Origin of the sequence: Paralcaligenes ureilyticus, assembly GCF_004346225.1 — a bacterium.
In the GTDB taxonomy this organism is placed as follows: domain Bacteria; phylum Pseudomonadota; class Gammaproteobacteria; order Burkholderiales; family Burkholderiaceae_B; genus Paralcaligenes; species Paralcaligenes ureilyticus.
In genome coordinates this window covers 73843-91967 of the sequence record NZ_SMAJ01000011.1, presented here as the reverse complement: position 1 = coordinate 91967, position 18125 = coordinate 73843, and the positions used below count along the sequence as shown (strand labels likewise).

17 protein-coding genes are annotated in these 18125 nt (G+C 58.0%); 7 read left to right on the top strand and 10 right to left on the bottom strand.

Annotation, left to right across the window (positions count from 1 at the left end; genetic code table 11):
* Positions 1-20 precede the first annotated feature (20 nt).
* Together EDC26_RS13995 and EDC26_RS13990 are read left to right on the top strand one after the other, a co-directional pair.
* Positions 21-1076, top strand: coding sequence for a LacI family DNA-binding transcriptional regulator (locus EDC26_RS13995; protein WP_132583669.1), 1056 nt, complete (start codon positions 21-23; stop codon positions 1074-1076).
* A 32-nt stretch (positions 1077-1108) separates the two neighbouring features.
* Entirely contained in the window at positions 1109-2017 is a 909-nt protein-coding gene (locus EDC26_RS13990) for a DMT family transporter (RefSeq protein WP_132583745.1), read from the top strand.
* A gap of 140 nt (positions 2018-2157) precedes the next feature.
* On the opposite strand, the gene EDC26_RS13985 is transcribed toward EDC26_RS13990, so the two are convergent.
* The 5 genes from EDC26_RS13985 to alaC all read right to left on the bottom strand — a co-directional run bounded on the left by EDC26_RS13985 (position 2158) and on the right by alaC (position 9624).
* A complete protein-coding gene (locus tag EDC26_RS13985) occupies positions 2158-2880 on the bottom strand; it encodes an FAD-dependent oxidoreductase (RefSeq protein WP_132583667.1) in 723 nt (240 codons plus the stop codon).
* Between the two features lie 133 nt (positions 2881-3013).
* Entirely contained in the window at positions 3014-5134 is a 2121-nt protein-coding gene (fusA, locus tag EDC26_RS13980) for an elongation factor G (RefSeq protein ID WP_132583665.1), read from the bottom strand.
* A 508-nt stretch (positions 5135-5642) separates the two neighbouring features.
* Positions 5643-7139, bottom strand: a complete 1497-nt coding sequence (locus tag EDC26_RS13975; RefSeq protein WP_132583663.1) for a threonine synthase — start codon at positions 7137-7139, stop codon at positions 5643-5645.
* A complete protein-coding gene (locus tag EDC26_RS13970) occupies positions 7136-8440 on the bottom strand; it encodes a homoserine dehydrogenase (protein WP_132583661.1) in 1305 nt (434 codons plus the stop codon). The genes EDC26_RS13975 and EDC26_RS13970 overlap by 4 nt, the downstream gene beginning before the upstream one ends.
* Complete coding sequence (alaC, locus tag EDC26_RS13965) at positions 8437-9624, bottom strand: alanine transaminase (protein WP_132583659.1); 1188 nt, start codon at positions 9622-9624, stop codon at positions 8437-8439. The genes EDC26_RS13970 and alaC overlap by 4 nt, the downstream gene beginning before the upstream one ends.
* A gap of 227 nt (positions 9625-9851) precedes the next feature.
* On the opposite strand from alaC, the gene EDC26_RS13960 reads away from it, so the two are divergent.
* From EDC26_RS13960 to EDC26_RS13940, 5 genes are all read left to right on the top strand, one after another.
* Positions 9852-10304, top strand: coding sequence for an Mth938-like domain-containing protein (locus tag EDC26_RS13960; protein ID WP_132583657.1), 453 nt, complete (start codon positions 9852-9854; stop codon positions 10302-10304).
* Positions 10301-10768, top strand: coding sequence for a peroxiredoxin (locus tag EDC26_RS13955; RefSeq protein ID WP_132583655.1), 468 nt, complete (start codon positions 10301-10303; stop codon positions 10766-10768). Before EDC26_RS13960 ends, EDC26_RS13955 begins: the two co-directional genes overlap by 4 nt.
* A gap of 51 nt (positions 10769-10819) precedes the next feature.
* On the top strand, positions 10820-12451 hold the full coding sequence (locus tag EDC26_RS13950; protein ID WP_132583653.1) for a PhoH family protein: 1632 nt from the start codon (positions 10820-10822) through the stop codon (positions 12449-12451).
* 140 nt (positions 12452-12591) lie between these two features.
* Positions 12592-13593 carry a 4-hydroxythreonine-4-phosphate dehydrogenase PdxA gene (gene pdxA / locus EDC26_RS13945; RefSeq protein ID WP_132583651.1) on the top strand — a complete coding sequence of 334 codons (1002 nt, stop codon included), beginning with the start codon at positions 12592-12594 and terminating at the stop codon, positions 13591-13593.
* A gap of 96 nt (positions 13594-13689) precedes the next feature.
* Positions 13690-14709 (top strand): bile acid:sodium symporter family protein, encoded by a 1020-nt coding sequence (locus tag EDC26_RS13940; protein ID WP_132583649.1) that lies wholly within the window; start codon positions 13690-13692, stop codon positions 14707-14709.
* A 6-nt stretch (positions 14710-14715) separates the two neighbouring features.
* On the opposite strand, the gene EDC26_RS13935 is transcribed toward EDC26_RS13940, so the two are convergent.
* From EDC26_RS13935 to rpsF, 5 genes are all read right to left on the bottom strand, one after another.
* Positions 14716-16098 carry a replicative DNA helicase gene (locus EDC26_RS13935; protein ID WP_425012716.1) on the bottom strand — a complete coding sequence of 461 codons (1383 nt, stop codon included), beginning with the start codon at positions 16096-16098 and terminating at the stop codon, positions 14716-14718.
* A gap of 114 nt (positions 16099-16212) precedes the next feature.
* A complete protein-coding gene (gene rplI, locus EDC26_RS13930; RefSeq protein WP_132583645.1) occupies positions 16213-16668 on the bottom strand; it encodes a 50S ribosomal protein L9 in 456 nt (151 codons plus the stop codon).
* 15 nt (positions 16669-16683) lie between these two features.
* Complete coding sequence (gene rpsR / locus EDC26_RS13925) at positions 16684-16956, bottom strand: 30S ribosomal protein S18 (protein WP_132583643.1); 273 nt, start codon at positions 16954-16956, stop codon at positions 16684-16686.
* Positions 16957-17054: 98 nt separating this feature from the next.
* On the bottom strand, positions 17055-17372 hold the full coding sequence (gene priB, locus EDC26_RS13920) for a primosomal replication protein N (RefSeq protein ID WP_132583640.1): 318 nt from the start codon (positions 17370-17372) through the stop codon (positions 17055-17057).
* Between the two features lie 25 nt (positions 17373-17397).
* The gene (gene rpsF, locus EDC26_RS13915) at positions 17398-17778 is read right to left on the bottom strand and encodes a 30S ribosomal protein S6 (protein ID WP_132583638.1); all 381 of its coding nucleotides are present in this window, start codon (positions 17776-17778) and stop codon (positions 17398-17400) included.
* Positions 17779-18125 lie beyond the last annotated feature (347 nt).

The following is an 18125-nucleotide window of genomic DNA, read 5'->3' as shown; positions in this document are numbered from 1 at the left end:
AAAATGATGGATTTTGATGTATGAAAGCCAGATACCATGATGCCGCACCCGCAACACGGGCGACTGTCAGCGACATCGCCCGCGCAGCCAACGTATCGACCGCCACTGTGGATAGGGTGCTCAATCGGCGCAGCGGCGTGCGCGACATAACCATCCAGCAAGTGCTCAAGGCCGCGGCGCAACTGGATTACCTTCCCGAAAAAGACATTTATGAAGCACTAAGTCCCAGCCCCATGCGCATTGCCTTTTTATTGCCCAAAGGCACAAACCGATTCATCAACATGCTGGGCGACACGATCAATTATTCACAAGAAAGCTGGGCTCCCTTCAACGTGAAAAGCCGGGTCGAATATATTGAAGGCTTCAACCCTCAGCTGCTCGCCGCGCGCCTGATCAAACAGGCCGAGCGCGCCGACGGAGTCGCGTTCATGGCCATCGAGCATCCGCTGGTGCGCGACGCCGTCAATTTCCTGGTTGAAAAGGGGGTGCATGTTGTCACGCTCATCACCGACATTTCCAACTCGGGGCGGGCGGCCTATATCGGCCTGGACAATCGTGCGGCAGGCCGCACGGCCGCTTATCTGATTGCCCGCTTCATCGGGCCGCGTGCCGCCAAGGTAGCCATGATCGCCGGCAGCCTGAGCTACCGGGCCCACGAAGAACGCGAAATGGGCTTTTTGTATTTGTTTAAAGAGTATTTTCCGGCCATCGACGTTGTCGGCCTGCGCGAGGGTCTGGACAATGCACAGGAAAACTATCGCATCACCCGGCATTTACTGGAGCAATCGCCCGATCTGGCCGGCATCTACAATATCGGCGGCGCCTCGGACGGCGTGGCTCAGGCGCTAAAGGAAGCGGGTGTGGCCCACAAGGTCGTGTTTATCGGGCACGGCCTGACACCCGACACGCGGGCTTTGCTCATTGACGGCTCGATGGATGCCGTCATTACCCAAAACCCGCAATCGGCCACCATGAGCTGCATCCGGATTTTCGCCAATTTACGCGATCATCGCGGCGTGATGAGCGGCGTCGAATCGATTCAAAGCCAGATTATTTTCAGGGAAAATCTGCCGTGACAAACTCAATCCACCGGGGACCAGGCCGCATGATGGCATACGGCTGCCTCGCGCTCAGCATGTCGCTGGTGGGCAGCTACGTTGCCCTGTCCAAGCCGCTGGCCCTGGTCTTTCCGGTTTTTCTACTGGCATGGCTGCGTTTCGGCATTGGCGGAATCGCCATGTTGCGCTGGATAAGAAAGCCCGCGGCCGAACCCAAGATGACTACCCAGACCCGCAAGCTGGTATTTCTGGAATCTTTTCTGGGCAACTTCCTGTACACGCTGTGCATGGTTTATGGCGTCAGTATGAGTTCGGCCGTTTCAGCCGGCGTGATCATGTCGGCCATTCCCGCCGCGATTGCGCTAATGAGCTGGGCGTTGCTGAAAGAGCAAATCGGACGGCGCGTATGGGCTGCCGTGGCTTGCGGCGCACTAGGCATCGGCTTGCTGGCGCTGGCCAAACCCGACAGCGCTGCAGTCGCTCAGCATTTGGGAGCAGGTGCTCCAGCGGCGAAGGTATGGCTGGGCAATCTGCTGCTGTTCGGTACCGTGCTGTGTGAAGCGTTTTACGCGGTCATAGGCAAAAAGCTAACTGCCGTGCTTAGCCCGAAGCGCATCAGCGCCGTCATCAATCTATGGGGTTTCGTGCTGATGACGCCCATGGGCGCCTATGTCGCGCTGCATTTCGACTTTACGGCGGTGGGCGCCGGCTCCTGGGCGCTGCTGCTCTTTTACGCGTTGGCCGCGAGCGTATGGACGGTATGGCTATGGATGACCGGCCTGAAATCCATTCCCGCTGCGCGGGCGGGGGTATTTTCGGTCATGCTGCCGATCACGGCGGCCGTCGTCGGCGTGCTGATACTGGGCGAACGCCTGGCCGGAACTCAAATGCTTGCGTTTGCTGTGGCCTTGATGGGGCTTGTCCTGGCTACCGTGCCTACAAAACGCACGTATCCGTAGCGGCAGCCCTTGTGGCTGCCATTTTTGCTAAACGGGATCCAGGTTATTGCGCCGATGGCAGCCACAAGGGCTGCCGCTACAAAAGCGTCGGGTCGCTACGAACACGCCGTGCCGCTACAAAACCGTTGACGGCCGGCCAGTCAATATCCGTAAAATTCTTCGGTCCGGATATCGTCATCGTCAACGCCTGTTGCATTTAACGCCCCGCGCATGGCTTCGACCATGGCCGGCGGGCCGACCAGATAATACACAGGGCTTTGCAAGGTGCCCACAACCCGCTGTATCAGCTTGCCGTCGATCTGGCCGGTTTCACCGCTCCAGGGCTGGCTGGACTTGGCCATTTCCGACATGACGCACACCAGTCTGAAATGCGCGTTTTGTTGTTCAAGCTCTTGCAGGTTGGCCAGGAACGCCGAATCTTCCGGGCGACGATTGGCGTAAAGCAATATCAGCTCGTGGGGCAGCTTGTCGTGGGCCGCCTGCTGCAAAATGCTCATGAACGGCGTGATACCAATGCCTCCGGCAATAAAAATGGCCGAACGGGCACGATTGTTGTGCAGAGTCAACGAGCCAAACGGCCCTTCGATTTTTAGCGCAGTCCCAATGGGCAAGGCCTTGAGCGCATTCTTGAACACGCTATCGCGCATCCGGGTGGCGAATGTCAACTCGTTTTGAGCCGCTGAACTGACGATAGAAAAGGTATGCCGGGCATTCTGCGCGTCGGCCACTACCGACTCGGGCAAAATAACATCGATGGCCTGTCCCGGTTTGAAGGTAAACCCGGCTGGTTTTTCAATATGAAAAGCCATCGTGCCCGCGGCAACTTCCTCACGCTTTTTCAGCCTTGCGTCATACGTGGTCATTGTCTGGTCCTTTGAATAAAATGGGTGAAAACCGCTACTAGCTACTCGTTACTCACCCTATTAGAGACACACGACGACGCCCGCGTTCCTGCTGATTCAAACAATCGGTGCAGCGCCATGTGGCAAGCCCGTTTCAGCTTTTCAGGCCAGCTGTTCCCCGGGAGCGAACCGCGGCCTCGGCGACCTGTGCGGGCGCCTCGGCGTAACGCCGGAATTCCATGGTGTAAGTTGCACGCCCCTGCGTCAGCGAGCGCAAGGTCGTGGAATAGCCGAACATTTCCGCCAAAGGCACTTCGGCGCGTACGGCTTTGCCCGAGCCCCCGGGAATGTCTTCCATGCCCTGGATCATGCCACGGCGCGACGCCAGATCGCCGATGACATCACCCATTTTTTCTTCAGGCGTTTCGACCTCTACCGCCATCATCGGCTCGAGCAATACAGGATCGGCGCGGCGGCACCCATCCTTGAATGCCATGGAAGCCGCCATGCGATAGGCATTTTCATTGGAATCGACATCATGGTAAGAGCCGAAAAACAAAGTCACCTTGACATCGACGACGGGGTAGCTCGCCACTACACCCGAGTTCAAGGCGCCGATAACGCCCTTCTCCACAGCCGGTATGAATTCACGCGGTACCGTACCGCCTTTGATGGCATCGACGAACTCGAACCCTTTGCCCGCCGGCAGCGGCTCAATCTTCAGCACCACATGGCCATACTGGCCTCGCCCGCCTGATTGCTTGATGAACTTGCCTTCGCTCGATTCACACACCTTGCGTATGGTTTCACGAAAAGCCACCTGCGGCTTGCCTACGCTCGCCTCGACGCCAAACTCGCGGCGCATGCGTTCGACCAGTACTTCCAGATGCAGCTCGCCCATGCCGGAAATAATCGTCTGGCCCGATTCGTCGTCCGTATGCACCCGAAACGACGGATCTTCTTCGGCCAGGCGGCTCAAGGCCATGCCCATCTTTTCCTGATCGGCCTTGGTTTTGGGCTCGACCGCCTGCGAAATGACAGGATCGGGGAAGACCATGCGTTCGAGCGTTATTACATGAGCCGGGTCGCACAGCGTCTCTCCCGTGGTCAGCTCTTTCAAACCCACCGCCGCGGCAATGTCCCCCGCATAAACCTCGGTGATTTCACTGCGATGATTCGCATGCATCTGCAGCAATCGGCCCACACGCTCTTTCTTGTCCTTGATGGGGTTGTAGACCGCATCGCCCGAACGCATGACCCCGGAATAAACGCGGAAAAAAGTCAAATGCCCGACAAACGGGTCGTTCATGATTTTAAAGGCGAGGCCGGAAAATTTTTCATCATCGCTCGCGCGACGCTCAACCACGCGATCACGATCATCGTGACCGCTTACCGGCGGAATATCGGTGGGCGCAGGCAGAAAATCGATGACAGCATCGAGCAATGCCTGCACACCCCGATTCTTGAATGCGCTGCCGCACAGCATCGGCACAATTTCCCCCGCAATGGTGCGCTGGCGCAAGGCCGCCTTGATCTCGGACTCGGTGGGCTCGACGTTATCCAGGTATTTTTGCAACAGCGTCTCGTTGGCATCGGCCGCGGCCTCAATCATTTTTCCACGCCACTCGCGAGCGCTGGCCATCAACCCGTCTGGAATATCGATGTACTCGAACTTCACGCCCTGACTGGCGTCGTCCCACATAATCGCCTTCATCTTGATGAGGTCCACCACGCCATGAAAATTGTCTTCGGCGCCCACAGGAATCTGCACCAGCACCGGATTACCTTTCAGACGTTCGCGGATCTGCCTTTGCGTACGAAAGAAATCGGCCCCCACCCGATCCATCTTGTTCACAAACGCCAGACGAGGAACGTGATACTTATTGGCCTGGCGCCACACGGTTTCGGACTGCGGCTGCACACCACCCACGGCGTCGTACACCATGCACGCGCCATCGAGAACACGCATGGAACGCTCCACCTCGATAGTGAAATCGACGTGCCCCGGGGTATCAATGATATTGATCCGGTGCTCGGGATAATTGCCAGCCATCCCCTTCCAGAAACATGTCGTCGCCGCAGAGGTGATGGTAATGCCACGTTCCTGCTCCTGATCCATCCAGTCCATGGTCGCCATGCCCTCATGAACTTCCCCCAGCTTATGGCTGACGCCGGAATAGAAAAGAATACGTTCGGTAGTGGTGGTTTTGCCCGCGTCGATATGGGCGCTGATGCCAATATTCCGGTACCGTTCGATAGGAGTTTTGCGGCTCACGATAAATTCCTCCTGGATAGCTATGGCCTCAATAGTCACAGGCCTACGCATGAAGGAGAAAGTATGCACCTAAAACGGCTTTCAGGCACATGGGGTGGCTGGGTTGACTACCCCATGTGCCACCCACAAGGGGTGGCGCTACATTAGCGACGAACATCGCCGACGCTAGCGTCGTGGGCGGTTAAGGTGGGGCGGGCGATTCGGGCACGCCGCGCGCAGGGCCGGCTTCGGGGATGCAAGGCGTGCGCTGTTTGAGCAGGCGCTTGCGAATAGCCCAGTGGGCTATTCGCCCTGCGAGTTCGCACGCCGCCCCGAAGCCGGCCCTGCGCGCGGGAAGTCATGGCGCAGCCATGACCGGGACCGTCAGAGCCCGAACCGCCTTAACCGACCACGACGCGGGGCTAGAAGGTTTTAGGCGAGACAGAATGACACAAAAAAAATGCCACGTGCAGCGAATGCCACCCACAAGGGGTGGCGCTACGGGTGGCGCCAGGGATGCCGCGCCGGGTTATAGCGTCGCGTGCAGCTTGATGTATTCGCGCACCCGCTCCGCGTTGCAATCCATGACTTCCACTCGCTGAGGCAGGCTGGACAATGCTTGCAGATGCTCGGGCACAGGCGCCGGGTGCCCTATGGCCTCGGTAATCGTATCGCCAAACTTGACCGGCAGCGCCGTCTCCAGCACCAGCATCGGCACATCGGGCTCCACATACGAAACCGCCACCTTCACCGCATCGGCCGTATGCGGATCAATCAGAACGCCCGTCTCCTCATATACCGAACGAATCGTTTCAAGCCGATCGGCGTGAGTGCTCACGCCGCTCACGAAACCATAGCGCGCCTCGAACGACGGCTGCATCGCGCTTAAATCGAACTCGCCCTTTTTCTCCAGCTCTTTCCACAGATCCCGCACCTTGCCCGCATCCTGCCCCACCAGGTCAAACACGAAACGTTCAAAATTCGACGCTCGCGAAATATCCATCGACGGGCTGGACGTCGCATACGTCTGGGCCGCTGGGCGAGGCCGATAAATACCCGTGCGGAAAAACTCTTCCAGCACATTGTTTTCATTGGTGGCCAACACCAGGCGCCGTATCGGCAGACCCATCTCACGCGCAATATGCCCGGCCAGAATATTGCCGAAATTACCCGAAGGCACCGCAAACGAGACAGGCTGCAAGCCCGCCCTGCGGTTCTTGGGCGCCTCGGGGGCCGTCGCAGAACCGGCATTGACGTCCGCCCCCGAATCCGAGGCCGCCTGCCGATCGGCGATGGCGGTAGCCCGCAGCCAGCCCCAGAAGTAATACACAACCTGCGCGGCGATTCGCGCCCAATTAATGGAATTGACGGCTCCCAGATGATGCGCCGCCTTGAAATCCAGATCGCTCGACAAGGCCTTGACAATATCCTGGCACTCGTCAAACACCCCGTCGATCGCCAGATTGTGGATATTGGGGTCTTGCAGCGAATACATTTGGGCGCGTTGAAACTCGCTCATGCGGCCCTGCGGCGACAACATGAATACCGTCACGCCGCGCTTGCCGCGCAAGGCGTACTCGGCCGCCGACCCGGTGTCGCCCGAGGTTGCGCCCAGAATCGTGATCGAGGTGCGGCGCTTGGCCAGCACATACTCGAACGCCTGGCCCAGAAACTGCATCGCCATGTCCTTGAACGCCAGCGTTGGTCCCTCGGACAAGCCCAGCAAAGTCAGCCCTTTGTTCAAAGGCTTGAGCGGCACGATTTCATCGCTGGCAAACACGCCCTTTTTATAGGCGGCCTGCGTCAGGCGATTCAGGTCGCCCTTGGAAATATCGGTGATGAACAAGCCCAGTACTTCGGTCGCCAGCGTGGCGTAGTTGAGTCCTTGCCAGGACCTCAGCGTATCGGCACTGACCTTGGGCAGGAATTCCGGAAGCGCCAGGCCGCCATCGGGCGCCAGGCCCTCAAGCAAAATGTCGCAAAAGGGCTGGGGCGTCATGCCACCACGGGTTGAACGATATTTCATGACAGATGCTCCACGCGCAAACGCGTTACCTTCGACTTCACAAATGACAAAGTCTGGATTTTGGCGATAGCCCGATCGATGTCCCCTTCGAGGGCCTCGTGCGAGAGAAAAATAATATCGGCCGCATTCTCGCCATGAGGCTCCTGGAACATCGAGCCGATGGAAATGCCGGAATCGGCCAGGATACGCGCCAGATCGGCCAGAACGCCCGGACGATCCTCGACGCGCAAGCGCAGATAATACGAGGAACTGACAGCGGCCATGGCCAGGATGGGCGTATCGGCCATGGCGTCTGGCTGGAACGCCAGCAAGGGCACCCGATGCTCCGGATCGGCGGCAAGCAGGCGCGTCATGTCCACCAGGTCGGCCACCACCGATGACGCGGTAGGCAGTGCGCCCGCCCCCTGGCCGTAATACAAGGTGGCTCCCACCATATCGCCGCTGATCATCACCGCATTCATGGCGCCTTCGACATTGGCCAGCAAGCGCTCGGCCGGTATCAACGCGGGATGGACACGCAACTCGATGCCCTCGGGGCGCCGTTTGGTGATCCCCAGCAGCTTGATCCGGTACCCCAAACGCTCGGCATGCGCAATGTCTTCCTGGGCCAGGTTGGCAATACCTTCGATATAGGCCTTGTCGAACTGCACCGGAATACCAAATGCCAGCGACGCCAGCAGGGTCAGTTTATGCGCCGCATCGACGCCTTCAATGTCAAAGGTCGGGTCGGCTTCGGCGTAACCCAGCCGTTGCGCGTCGGCCAGCGCCTGCTCGAAGGAAACGCCACGCACGCGCATCTCCGACAGGATGAAATTGGTCGTGCCATTGATAATACCCGCCAGCCACTGAATATGATTGGCCGTAAGGCCTTCGCGTATGGCCTTGACGATCGGAATGCCGCCGGCCACAGCCGCCTCGAAAGCCACCATCACACCCTGGGCGTGAGCCGCCGCAAAAATTTCATTGCCGTGCCGAGCCAGCAGCGCCTTGTTCGCCGTGACCACGTGCTTGCCTTGCCGTATCGCCTCCATCACCCATTCAAACGCCTGGGTATCGCCCCCTATCAGTTCCACCACGATTTCAATGTCGGGGTCGCGCACCAGAGCCATGCCGTCGCTGGTGATGGCAATGGCATCGCCCACCAGCCTGCGAGCCTTTTCGATATCGCGCACGGCGGCGGCAACCACCTCGATGCGGCGTCCCGCGCGACGCGCGATTTCCTCGGCGTTGCCTGTGAGCACCGCCCAAGTGCCCCCGCCCACCACGCCCAGACCCAGCAAACCTACTTTGACAGGCCTCATTTACCTAGCCCATCCTTGCGAAACATGTCTTTGATGCCGCGGACCGCCTGGCGCGTGCGCTGCTCGTTCTCGATGAGCGCGAAACGCACGTAGTCGTCGCCATATTCGCCAAAGCCTATCCCAGGTGAAACGGCAATCTTGGCGTCGGCCAGAACACGTTTGGAAAATTCCAGCGAACCCAGTTTTTGGTAGAACTCGGGGATTTTTGCCCATATGTACATGGACGCCTTGGGAATATCGACCATCCAGCCCGCTTCGTGCAGGCCCTTGCAGAGCACGTCGCGGCGATTGCGATATTGTTCAACCACTCGCGTTACACAGTCTTGCGGGCCTTCGAGCGCCGCAATCGCAGCCACCTGGATCGGAGTGAACGTACCGTAATCGTGATAGCTTTTTATCCGTGCCAGAGCGTTGACCAGGGCCTGATTCCCGACCATGAACCCGACGCGCCACCCCGCCATGTTGTAGCTTTTGCTCATGGTGAAAAACTCCACCGCAACATCGCGCGCACCCTCGACCTGCATGATCGACGGCGCCACATAACCGTCAAAGGTAATGTCGGCATAGGCCAGATCGTGAACCACCAGAATATTGTGCTCTTTGGCCAGCGCCACGACACGCTCGAAAAACGACAGATCGACACACTGGGCCGTGGGATTGCTGGGAAAACCCAGGATCATCATTTTCGGCTTGGGTATGCTTTCGCGTACCGCGCGCTCGATTTCCTCAAAGAAATCCAGCCCGGGCGTCATGGGAACCGAGCGGATGTTGGCCCCCGCAATGACCGCTCCGTAAATGTGGATGGGATAGCTGGGGTTGGGCACCAGCACTGTGTCGCCGCGATCCAGCGTGGCCAGCATCAGGTGCGCGAGGCCCTCTTTGGAGCCAATGCTCACAATCGCCTCGGTGTCCGGGTTGATCTGTACGCCGTAGCGACGCTCGTACCAGCCCGAAATGGCCCGGCGCAGACGCGGAATCCCCCGGGAAACGGAATAACCGTGCGTATCGGGGCGGCTCGCGACTTCAATCAGTTTATCGACGATATGCTTGGGTGTGGGCCCATCGGGATTTCCCATGGACATATCGATAATATCCTCGCCGCGCCGACGCGCCGCCATCTTCAACTCGCCGGTAATATTGAAGACGTAAGGCGGTAAACGCTCAATACGAGGAAAGTTCGTCATGGATGGTCCTAGCGGTGGATACGATGGGGAGGGTAAAAAATAGCTGCGGTGCAGCAAAACCACTAATCTAGCCGAAGCCGGAGCCGGAGGCAACTTGCCACCCCTTGCAAAGGATGAAAATACCCGGAAATAGTTTAATCGATCGGAAAAATCTGTAAATGCAGGCCGTCCGACGCGAGTACGGACAATGAATTGCGCTATTATCGTTACGACTTTGGGAGTTTTCTGTGGAACTGCGGACCGAATCCAACCCCGCCTTCAACACTGTCACGGCCTTCGGACGCGACTACATCGAGATTAATGAAGTCCCCTATGGGCACGCCGTTTATTTCGGACCGACGGGCGAGATCAAACCCTGGGCGGTCCAGACCGTGGCCGACATCAGCGCCAGCCTGCTGCGCGATGTGGCCGGGCTGGGTGCGGTCACGACCGATCCCCTGGCATTCCTGGATGCGGATGCTGCCGAGCAAAAACCCGCTGACGCGCCCGAAGTCATCCTGATCGGCACCGGACTGAAACAACATTTCTTACCACCCCATGTCACGCAAAGCCTGCTGGCGCTTGGCATCGGTGTCGAATCCATGAGCACTCAGGCAGCCGCCCGAACCTATAACATTCTGATGTCCGAAGGGCGACACGTCATCGCCGCCCTTTTACCTTATGAGGATGCCACTCTATGACCCATGCCGCTATCGGTAAAACCTTGCCTCAATTCAAGGCACAGAGCACTCAGGGAGAAATCAGTCCCGCCACTCTTCTGGGGCGCCCGGCAGTTCTCTATTTTTACCCTAAGGACAACACGCCGGGCTGCACGGCCGAAGCTCAGGATTTTCGCGACAAGCACGCGGATTTTCTGGGCGCCAAATGCCAGGTCATAGGCATCTCGCGGGATTCGATGAAATCGCACGAAAATTTTTCGGAGAAACAAAGTTTGTCCTTTCCGCTGGTTTCCGACGATGACGAAACGCTCTGCCAGTTATTCAATGTCATAAAAATGAAAAACATGTACGGCAAACAGGTGCGCGGCATCGAACGCAGCACATTTTTAATCGACGCCCACGGAGTGCTGCTGCAAGAATGGCGCGGCCTTCGCGTGCCAGGCCACGTCAACGAAGTTTTGCAAGCGGTACGTCAGATCGCCTAACCGGCACACGCATTTCGCATCGCCCCTTAATTGATCAGGAGCAGACCCTTTATGCCGTTACCCAAGTTGCCCTCCCGAATGGGAGTCTTGCTGGCTTCAAGCAACGACGCTGACATCGACATCGGCTCCGAGACGCTTGTTGCCCCTCATCCTGTGACGGCAGTACCCCAGGCCAAACACCCTGCGCCGGCGGCAACTCCTGCGATCCCGGCATCGCCCAAACCTGTCGCCTCTGCGACAGGCAAAACTCAGCCCAAAAAGAAAACCCGCCTGCCCGTGGCCCGCCGCAAACTATTCGTGCTGGACACCAATGTCCTGCTGCACGATTCGAACTCCCTGTTCAAATTCGAAGAGCACGATATTTTCCTGCCCATGATTGTGCTCGAAGAGCTCGATCATCAAAAAAAGGGGATGTCCGAAGTCGCACGCAACGCGCGCCAGGTCAGCCGCTCGCTCGACGGTCTGGTGGGCAGCTCCAAAAACCTGCAAGAAGGCCTGGCCCTTGATACTCTGGGCAATATCGAGGCGCTGGGCAGTCTGTTGTTTCAGACCACGGCGCTAAACGCGCAACTGCCCATCGAATTGCCGCTGGGCAAAGCCGACAATGTCATTCTGAGCGTAGTGCACGCTCTGCAGGCGGAGTATGCCAAGCGCCAGGTCATTCTGGTTTCCAAAGATATCAATATGCGCCTCAAGGCCCGTTCGCTGGGCTTGTACGCTGAAGATTATTTCAACGACCACGTACTGGACGACTCGGACCTACTCTACGACGGCGTCTTGCCCTTGCCGGAAAATTTCTGGGCCAAACACGGCAAGGATGTCGAATCCTGGCAACAAGGCGGCACAACGTTCTATCGCATCAAGGGCCCATTGTGCGCGGAGTTCATTGTCAACGAATTTGTCTATTTCGAAGGAGAGCTGCCGCTTTATGCCCAGGTGCGCGAAGTCAGCGGCAAAAGCGCCGTGCTGGCCACCCTGCGCGACTACAGTCATGGCAAAAACAATGTCTGGGGCATTACCGCACGCAACCGCGAACAGAACTTTGCACTGAACCTGTTGATGAATCCCGACTGCGATTTCGTCTCGCTGCTGGGACAGGCGGGCACTGGCAAGACGCTGCTGGCACTGGCCAGCGCGCTGACACAGACGCTCGAAACCAAGCGCTATAACGAAATCATCATTACCCGTGCCACCGTGCCGGTGGGCGATGACATCGGTTTTCTGCCGGGTACTGAAGAAGAGAAAATGCTGCCGTGGATGGGCGCTCTGGAGGACAATCTGGAGGTCCTGCATCTGGGTGCCGGCAATAATGAAATTACTCCCAACACGGCGGGGCAAGACTGGTCCAAGAACTCAACCATGGAGCAGATACGTTCACGCATCAAGGTCAAGTCGCTGAACTTCATGCGCGGGCGCACCTTCCTGAACAAATTCCTCATCATCGACGAGGCCCAAAACCTGACGCCCAAGCAAATGAAAACGCTGGTGACGCGCGCCGGCCCAGGCACGAAAATCGTCTGCCTGGGAAACATCGCGCAAATCGACACCCCTTATCTCACCGAGGGCAGTTCGGGCTTGACGTACGTGGTGGATCGTTTCAAGGGCTGGCCCTATGCGGGCCATATTACCTTGCAGCGAGGCGAACGTTCGCGCCTGGCCGATTACGCCAGCGAAGCGCTGTAGGGGCCGCGCGCGGTGATGTATTGGTGGCACCCACAAGGGGTGCCGCTACAAAAACGTAGCCGCCGCTCATGTAGCGGCACCCCTTGTGGGTGCCACCTCAACCAATCCACAATTGATTTAAACAGAATTACACTGTCGGCATGACTCATTGCAAACAAGCGCCTATAGGCATTACCCTGGGCGATGCCGCCGGCATCGGGCCGGAAATCATTGTCAAATTATTTGCCGACGGCCTGCCCTGCCCCACTGTTGTTTACGGCGATGCCGGTATCCTGGACGCCACCATCGCTCGCCTGGGCCTGACGCGAACATGGCGCACCCAGCGGCTCGACGCCCCCGAAGCTGAGGCCTGCCAGGCGGCCTGCATCCCGGTATGCAACCGCTGGCAAGCCCTGCCCGCCGACTTGGGCCTAGGCCACATCAGCGCCGCCGCCGGGCGCGGCGCCTACGAATACCTGTGCCACGCCATTGATGACGCACAAGCGGGGCGTCTGCGCGCCATCGTTACGGCCCCCTTGAATAAAAAAGCCATGCAGGCGGGCGGCGCAGACTACCCGGGGCATACTGAAATCCTGGCCGAACGCACCGGCACGGCGCATTACGCCATGATGCTGGCCAACCCCGAATTGCGGGTCATTCTGGTCACCATCCACATGGCGCTCGCCCAGGTAAGCCCTGCTATTACTCTGGATAGCGAACTCAACACCATAAGGCTCGCTCAGCGCGCCTGCCGGCAGGCAGGCATCAGCGCGCCCCGCATCGCCGTGGCCGGCCTGAACCCTCATGCCGGCGAAGATGGCCGCTTCGGGCAAGAAGAAATAACGACCATCGCACCGGCCATCAAACAAGCGCAGTCCGAAGGCATCGACGCGAGCGGCCCCTGGCCTGGCGATACGATATTCATGCGGGCGCGCCGCGGCGAGTTCGACATCGTCGTGGCTCAATACCACGATCAGGGCCTGATTCCGGTGAAATACCTCGGCGTCGACCAGGGCGTGAATGTGACGGTAGGCCTGCCTTTTGTGCGTACCAGCGTCGATCACGGCACAGCCTTCGACATAGCCGGACTCGGCGTGGCGGACCCGGGATCCTTGCGCGCCGCCTATGATATGGCCCTTGCCATGACCGCCCGCCCGGCCTAGTTCCAAGCCGTCGCCGATAATCGTTTCGCCGGCCTTGCACAGGCTGGCTACGATACGATTTAACCTTCAAGCAGCCCTTTACTCCCTACCCTCGCTATGAAACCGCGTTTTTCCATTGATCCTTTCATCGTCAAACTGCTGATTGCCGTAGCCCTGGCCAGCGTTTTACCCGCTCATGGGGCAGGCGCAACGGCTTTCGGCTGGGCCACCAATTTTGCCATTGCCCTGTTGTTCTTCCTGCACGGCGCACGCCTGTCGCGCCAGGCGATCGTCGCCGGCGCATCGCATTGGCGCTTGCACCTGACGATTTTCAGCGCTACGTTTATTGCCTTTCCCGTTTTGGGGCTTCTCGCCAAACCCCTGTTGATGCCGCTCATCACTCAAGATTTGTACTTGGGCATTTTGTTTCTGTGCTGCCTGCCCGCCACGGTGCAGTCGGCGATTGCATTCACCTCGATTGCACGAGGCAATGTCCCGGCGGCCGTCTGCAGCGCCTCGGCGTCCAGTCTGCTGGGCGTGTTTCTTACGCCGCTGCTGGTGGGCTTGATAATAAGCGAAGGCAGTGCAGGCAATGCACCGGTTTCCTTTGATGCCATCGGCAAAATCATGCTGCAGCTATTGCTGCCTTTCGTGTTGGGCCAGATTCTGCGCCCCGCGATCGGCAAATGGGTAAGCCGGCACAACGCCCTGCTCAAAGTGGTCGACCAAGGCTCGATACTGCTGGTGGTCTACACCGCGTTTTCCGCGGCCGTCATCGGAGGCCTGTGGGCCAATACACCCCTGTCGGCGCTGATCTCGTTGATGGCGATCTCAGCCATTCTTCTGGCTGTCGTGATGGGAATCACCCTGGCTCTGGGGAGGCTGCTCAAATTCAAACTGGAAGACCGCATCACCTTATTGTTCTGCGGCTCGAAAAAGAGTCTGGCGAGCGGAATTCCGATCGCCCACATCCTGTTCGCCGGCAACGAGGTCGGAGCCATCCTCCTGCCGATGATGATCTTCCATCAGATCCAATTAATTGTTTGCGCCGTTATCGCAGGCGCTTATGCACGCCGCCCCATCGCGGTCAAGCCTCGTCATCCAGCCTCTACGCGTGCATCCATGAAGGGTAGGTGACACCTATCACCGCATCGCACCCGTATGATTCAGAAAGCGCGTGCTCGATGCCTGGAAGGTCAGGCGCACGCTGCCGATAGGACCGTTACGCTGTTTGCCGACAATAATCTCGGCCGTGCCTTTATCGGGCGAATCGGGGTTATAAACCTCGTCGCGATAAATAAACAGAATCAGATCGGCATCTTGTTCGATAGCGCCCGATTCCCGCAGATCGCTCATGACGGGGCGCTTATTGGGTCGCTGCTCAAGGCTGCGATTAAGCTGCGATAAGGCCACCAAGGGGCAATTAAGCTCTTTGGCCAGGCCCTTGAGAGAACGGCTGATCTCGGAAATCTCGGTCGCACGATTTTCACCCGACGAACTGGCCGACATAAGCTGCATATAGTCGATGATAATCAGACCCAGTTGGCCGCACTGGCGCGCCAGCCGCCGCGAACGGGCACGCACCTCCATGGAATTGAGGGCGGGAGTTTCATCGATATAAATCTGCGCTTCCTGAACCTGTTGCACGGCATGCGTTAAACGCGGCCAGTCATCGGTCGTCAACTTGCCGGTGCGCATGCGCTGCTGATCGAGCATGCCCACCGAACCCACCATACGCATGGCTAACTGCACGGCGCCCATTTCCATGGAAAACACCGCTACCGGCAAGCCCTGCTCAATGGCCACATGCTCGCCTATATTCATGGCAAGCGAGGTCTTGCCCATAGAGGGCCGTCCGGCCACAATCACCAGATCGCCCGCCTGCAAGCCCGAGGTCATACGGTCCAGGTCGGTGAATCCGGTTGGAACCCCCGTGACATCCGAATCGCCTTCGCGGTGATAGAGTTCGTCGATGCGTTCAACCACTTGCGTCAACAGCGGCTGGATATCCTGGAAACCCGAGACGCCTCGCGAGCCTTCCTGGGCGATCTGAAAGACGCGCGACTCGGCTTCGTCCAGAAGCTGGCGAGCCTCTTTGCCCTGCGGATTGAACGCCGCCGCCGAGATTTCATCGGCCACGGAAACCAGTTTGCGCAACATGGAGCGCTCGCGCACAATTTCGGCATAACGCCGTATATTTGCGGCCGATGGCGTGTTGTGCGCCAGGGCATTCAGGTACGCCAGGCCCCCTACTTCATCGGCCTTGCCCGAACTGGACAACGATTCGTTAACGGTCACTACATCGGCCGGCCGCGCCAGGCTGATCAGGCGTGCAATATGCTGCCAGATGATGCGGTGATCGAACCGGTAAAAATCATCATCGCCCAGCACATCGGTGATGCGGTCCCAGGCGGCATTATCGAGCAACAGGCCCCCAAGCACGGATTGCTCGGCCTCGACTGAATGGGGCGGCACGCGCAAATAATCCAGTTGCGGATCGCCGCCAGCATTTTTATTGTCCAAAATCAGCCTCTCGAAATTACCGCGATAGACAAAAAAGCCGGCATACACCGGCTTTCAGTACAGACTGGGGGTTACCGGCGCGCACCGCAGGGCGCGCCGTATCGCCAAACGGTTTTCTTAAACCATTTCGCCCTGTACCACCACCGTGATGTCGGACACCACATCGGCGTGCAGCGCCACCTGGACAGGATACTCGCCAACGGCCTTGAAAGAACCATCGGGCAGGCGAATTTGCGATTTTTCCACCGCAGTAAAACCGGCCTTATGCAAAGCGGCAGCAATGTCCATATTGGTCACCGAGCCGAACAAACGGCCGTCGACACCCGATTTCTGCAAAATCGTGATAGTCAGGCCAGAGAGTTTTTCGCCATTTGCCTGAGCAGCAGCCAGTTTATCGGCTTGGGCTTTCTCAAGCTCGGCGCGGCGGACTTCAAACTCTTTGAGGGCCACGTCGGTAGCACGGCGAGCGATTTTTTTAGGAATCAGGAAATTACGGGCATAACCGTCGCGAACCCGCACGACTTCGCCCAGATTACCCAAATTGACCATTTTTTCGAGCAGAATTACTTGCATGACGAGTGCCCCGGATTAGTTGTGGTTGTCAGTGTAAGGCAGCAGGGCCAGGAAACGGGCACGCTTGATGGACGTGTCGAGCTGACGCTGGTAGTGTGCCTTGGTGCCGGTCAGGCGGGCCGGAATGATCTTGCCATTTTCCTGGATGAAGTCACGCAAGGTATCCAGATCCTTGTAGTCGATCTGATCAACGCCGGCGGCCGTGAAACGGCAGAATTTGCGACGCTTGAATAACGGATTTTGCTGTGTGAATTTGCGTTTTTCTTTGGTTTTTTTAAAGAAAGCCATAATGTGCCTCTTGAGTTTGCGGAGCCTTTGGCCCCAATCAATTTTTACCGTGCATCATCGCCTGAGCGACTCGCATGTAGGATGCCCCAGAGCCTTTGCTAAACCAGCGCCGTAGCGTCATTTGCAAAAACCCGATTTGCCTGCTGTATATGCAATACCATTTTGTTCGAACCTTTTCGAGTCGGGGCCAAAAAGCCCTCGATAGACAAGGCGGCGCCCAAAGGGGTGTCGGCCAGCAACAAGGCAATATCTCCCAGGGCTACAGCCGGAAGTACCAGTTCGACCCGACGCATGTGGCCGGCCTCCAGCACTTCTGATTCGTGATTCAGTATCATCTCGATCGCCGGCAAACCCGCGGGGGTGTATCTTAGAGGCTTAACCTCTAGCGCGGTGGCGGTCATGGCGATCTGATTCACGCTGTAACCCGGAGTAAAGGCAAAATTACTCCGATTGTGTGGCTGGCGCCGGGGTTTCAGTCGATGCCTTGCGCGCTTCTTCGCGCTCGACCGACTTCATCATCAGCGACGGAGCGGTTTGAGCCTTTTTGGTTTTAATAACCAAATGGCGCAAGATCGCATCGTTGTAACGGAACGCATGCTCGAGCTCGTCGAGCGTGGCTTGGCCGCATTCGATGTTCAGGCACACATAATGGGCTTTAACCAGCTTCTGAATGGGATAGGCCAGTTGACGACGACCCCAGTCTTCAAAACGGTGCACCTGACCGCCGTGGCTGGTCACCACGGCTTGATAGCGCTCGACCATGGCGGGCACTTGCTCGCTTTGATCGGGATGCACAATAAACACTACTTCGTAGTGACGCATAAACTACACTCCTTGAGGATGTCTTCCAGCACTATTCAGGTTTGCCAGATCGGGTTTACCTAACGGGGTTTGCCTGACCGGGCTTATCAAAATCGCTGAAAGGGATAGCCCGCCCCTGCAATGCAAGAGTCGAGCAAGAAACCAGCTATTTTAGCATGTAAAGGCGCCAGCTGCCAGATAGCGGCAGCCCTTGTTGTAGCGGCACCCCTTGTGGGTGCCATGTCTGCAACATAGCGACGATGGCACCCACAAGGGGTGCCGCTACAAAAATGATGGCGACCACAAGAAGGATGGCGGCCACAAGAAGAACGGCAGCCACAAGGGCTGCCGCTACAACGGGACGGCCC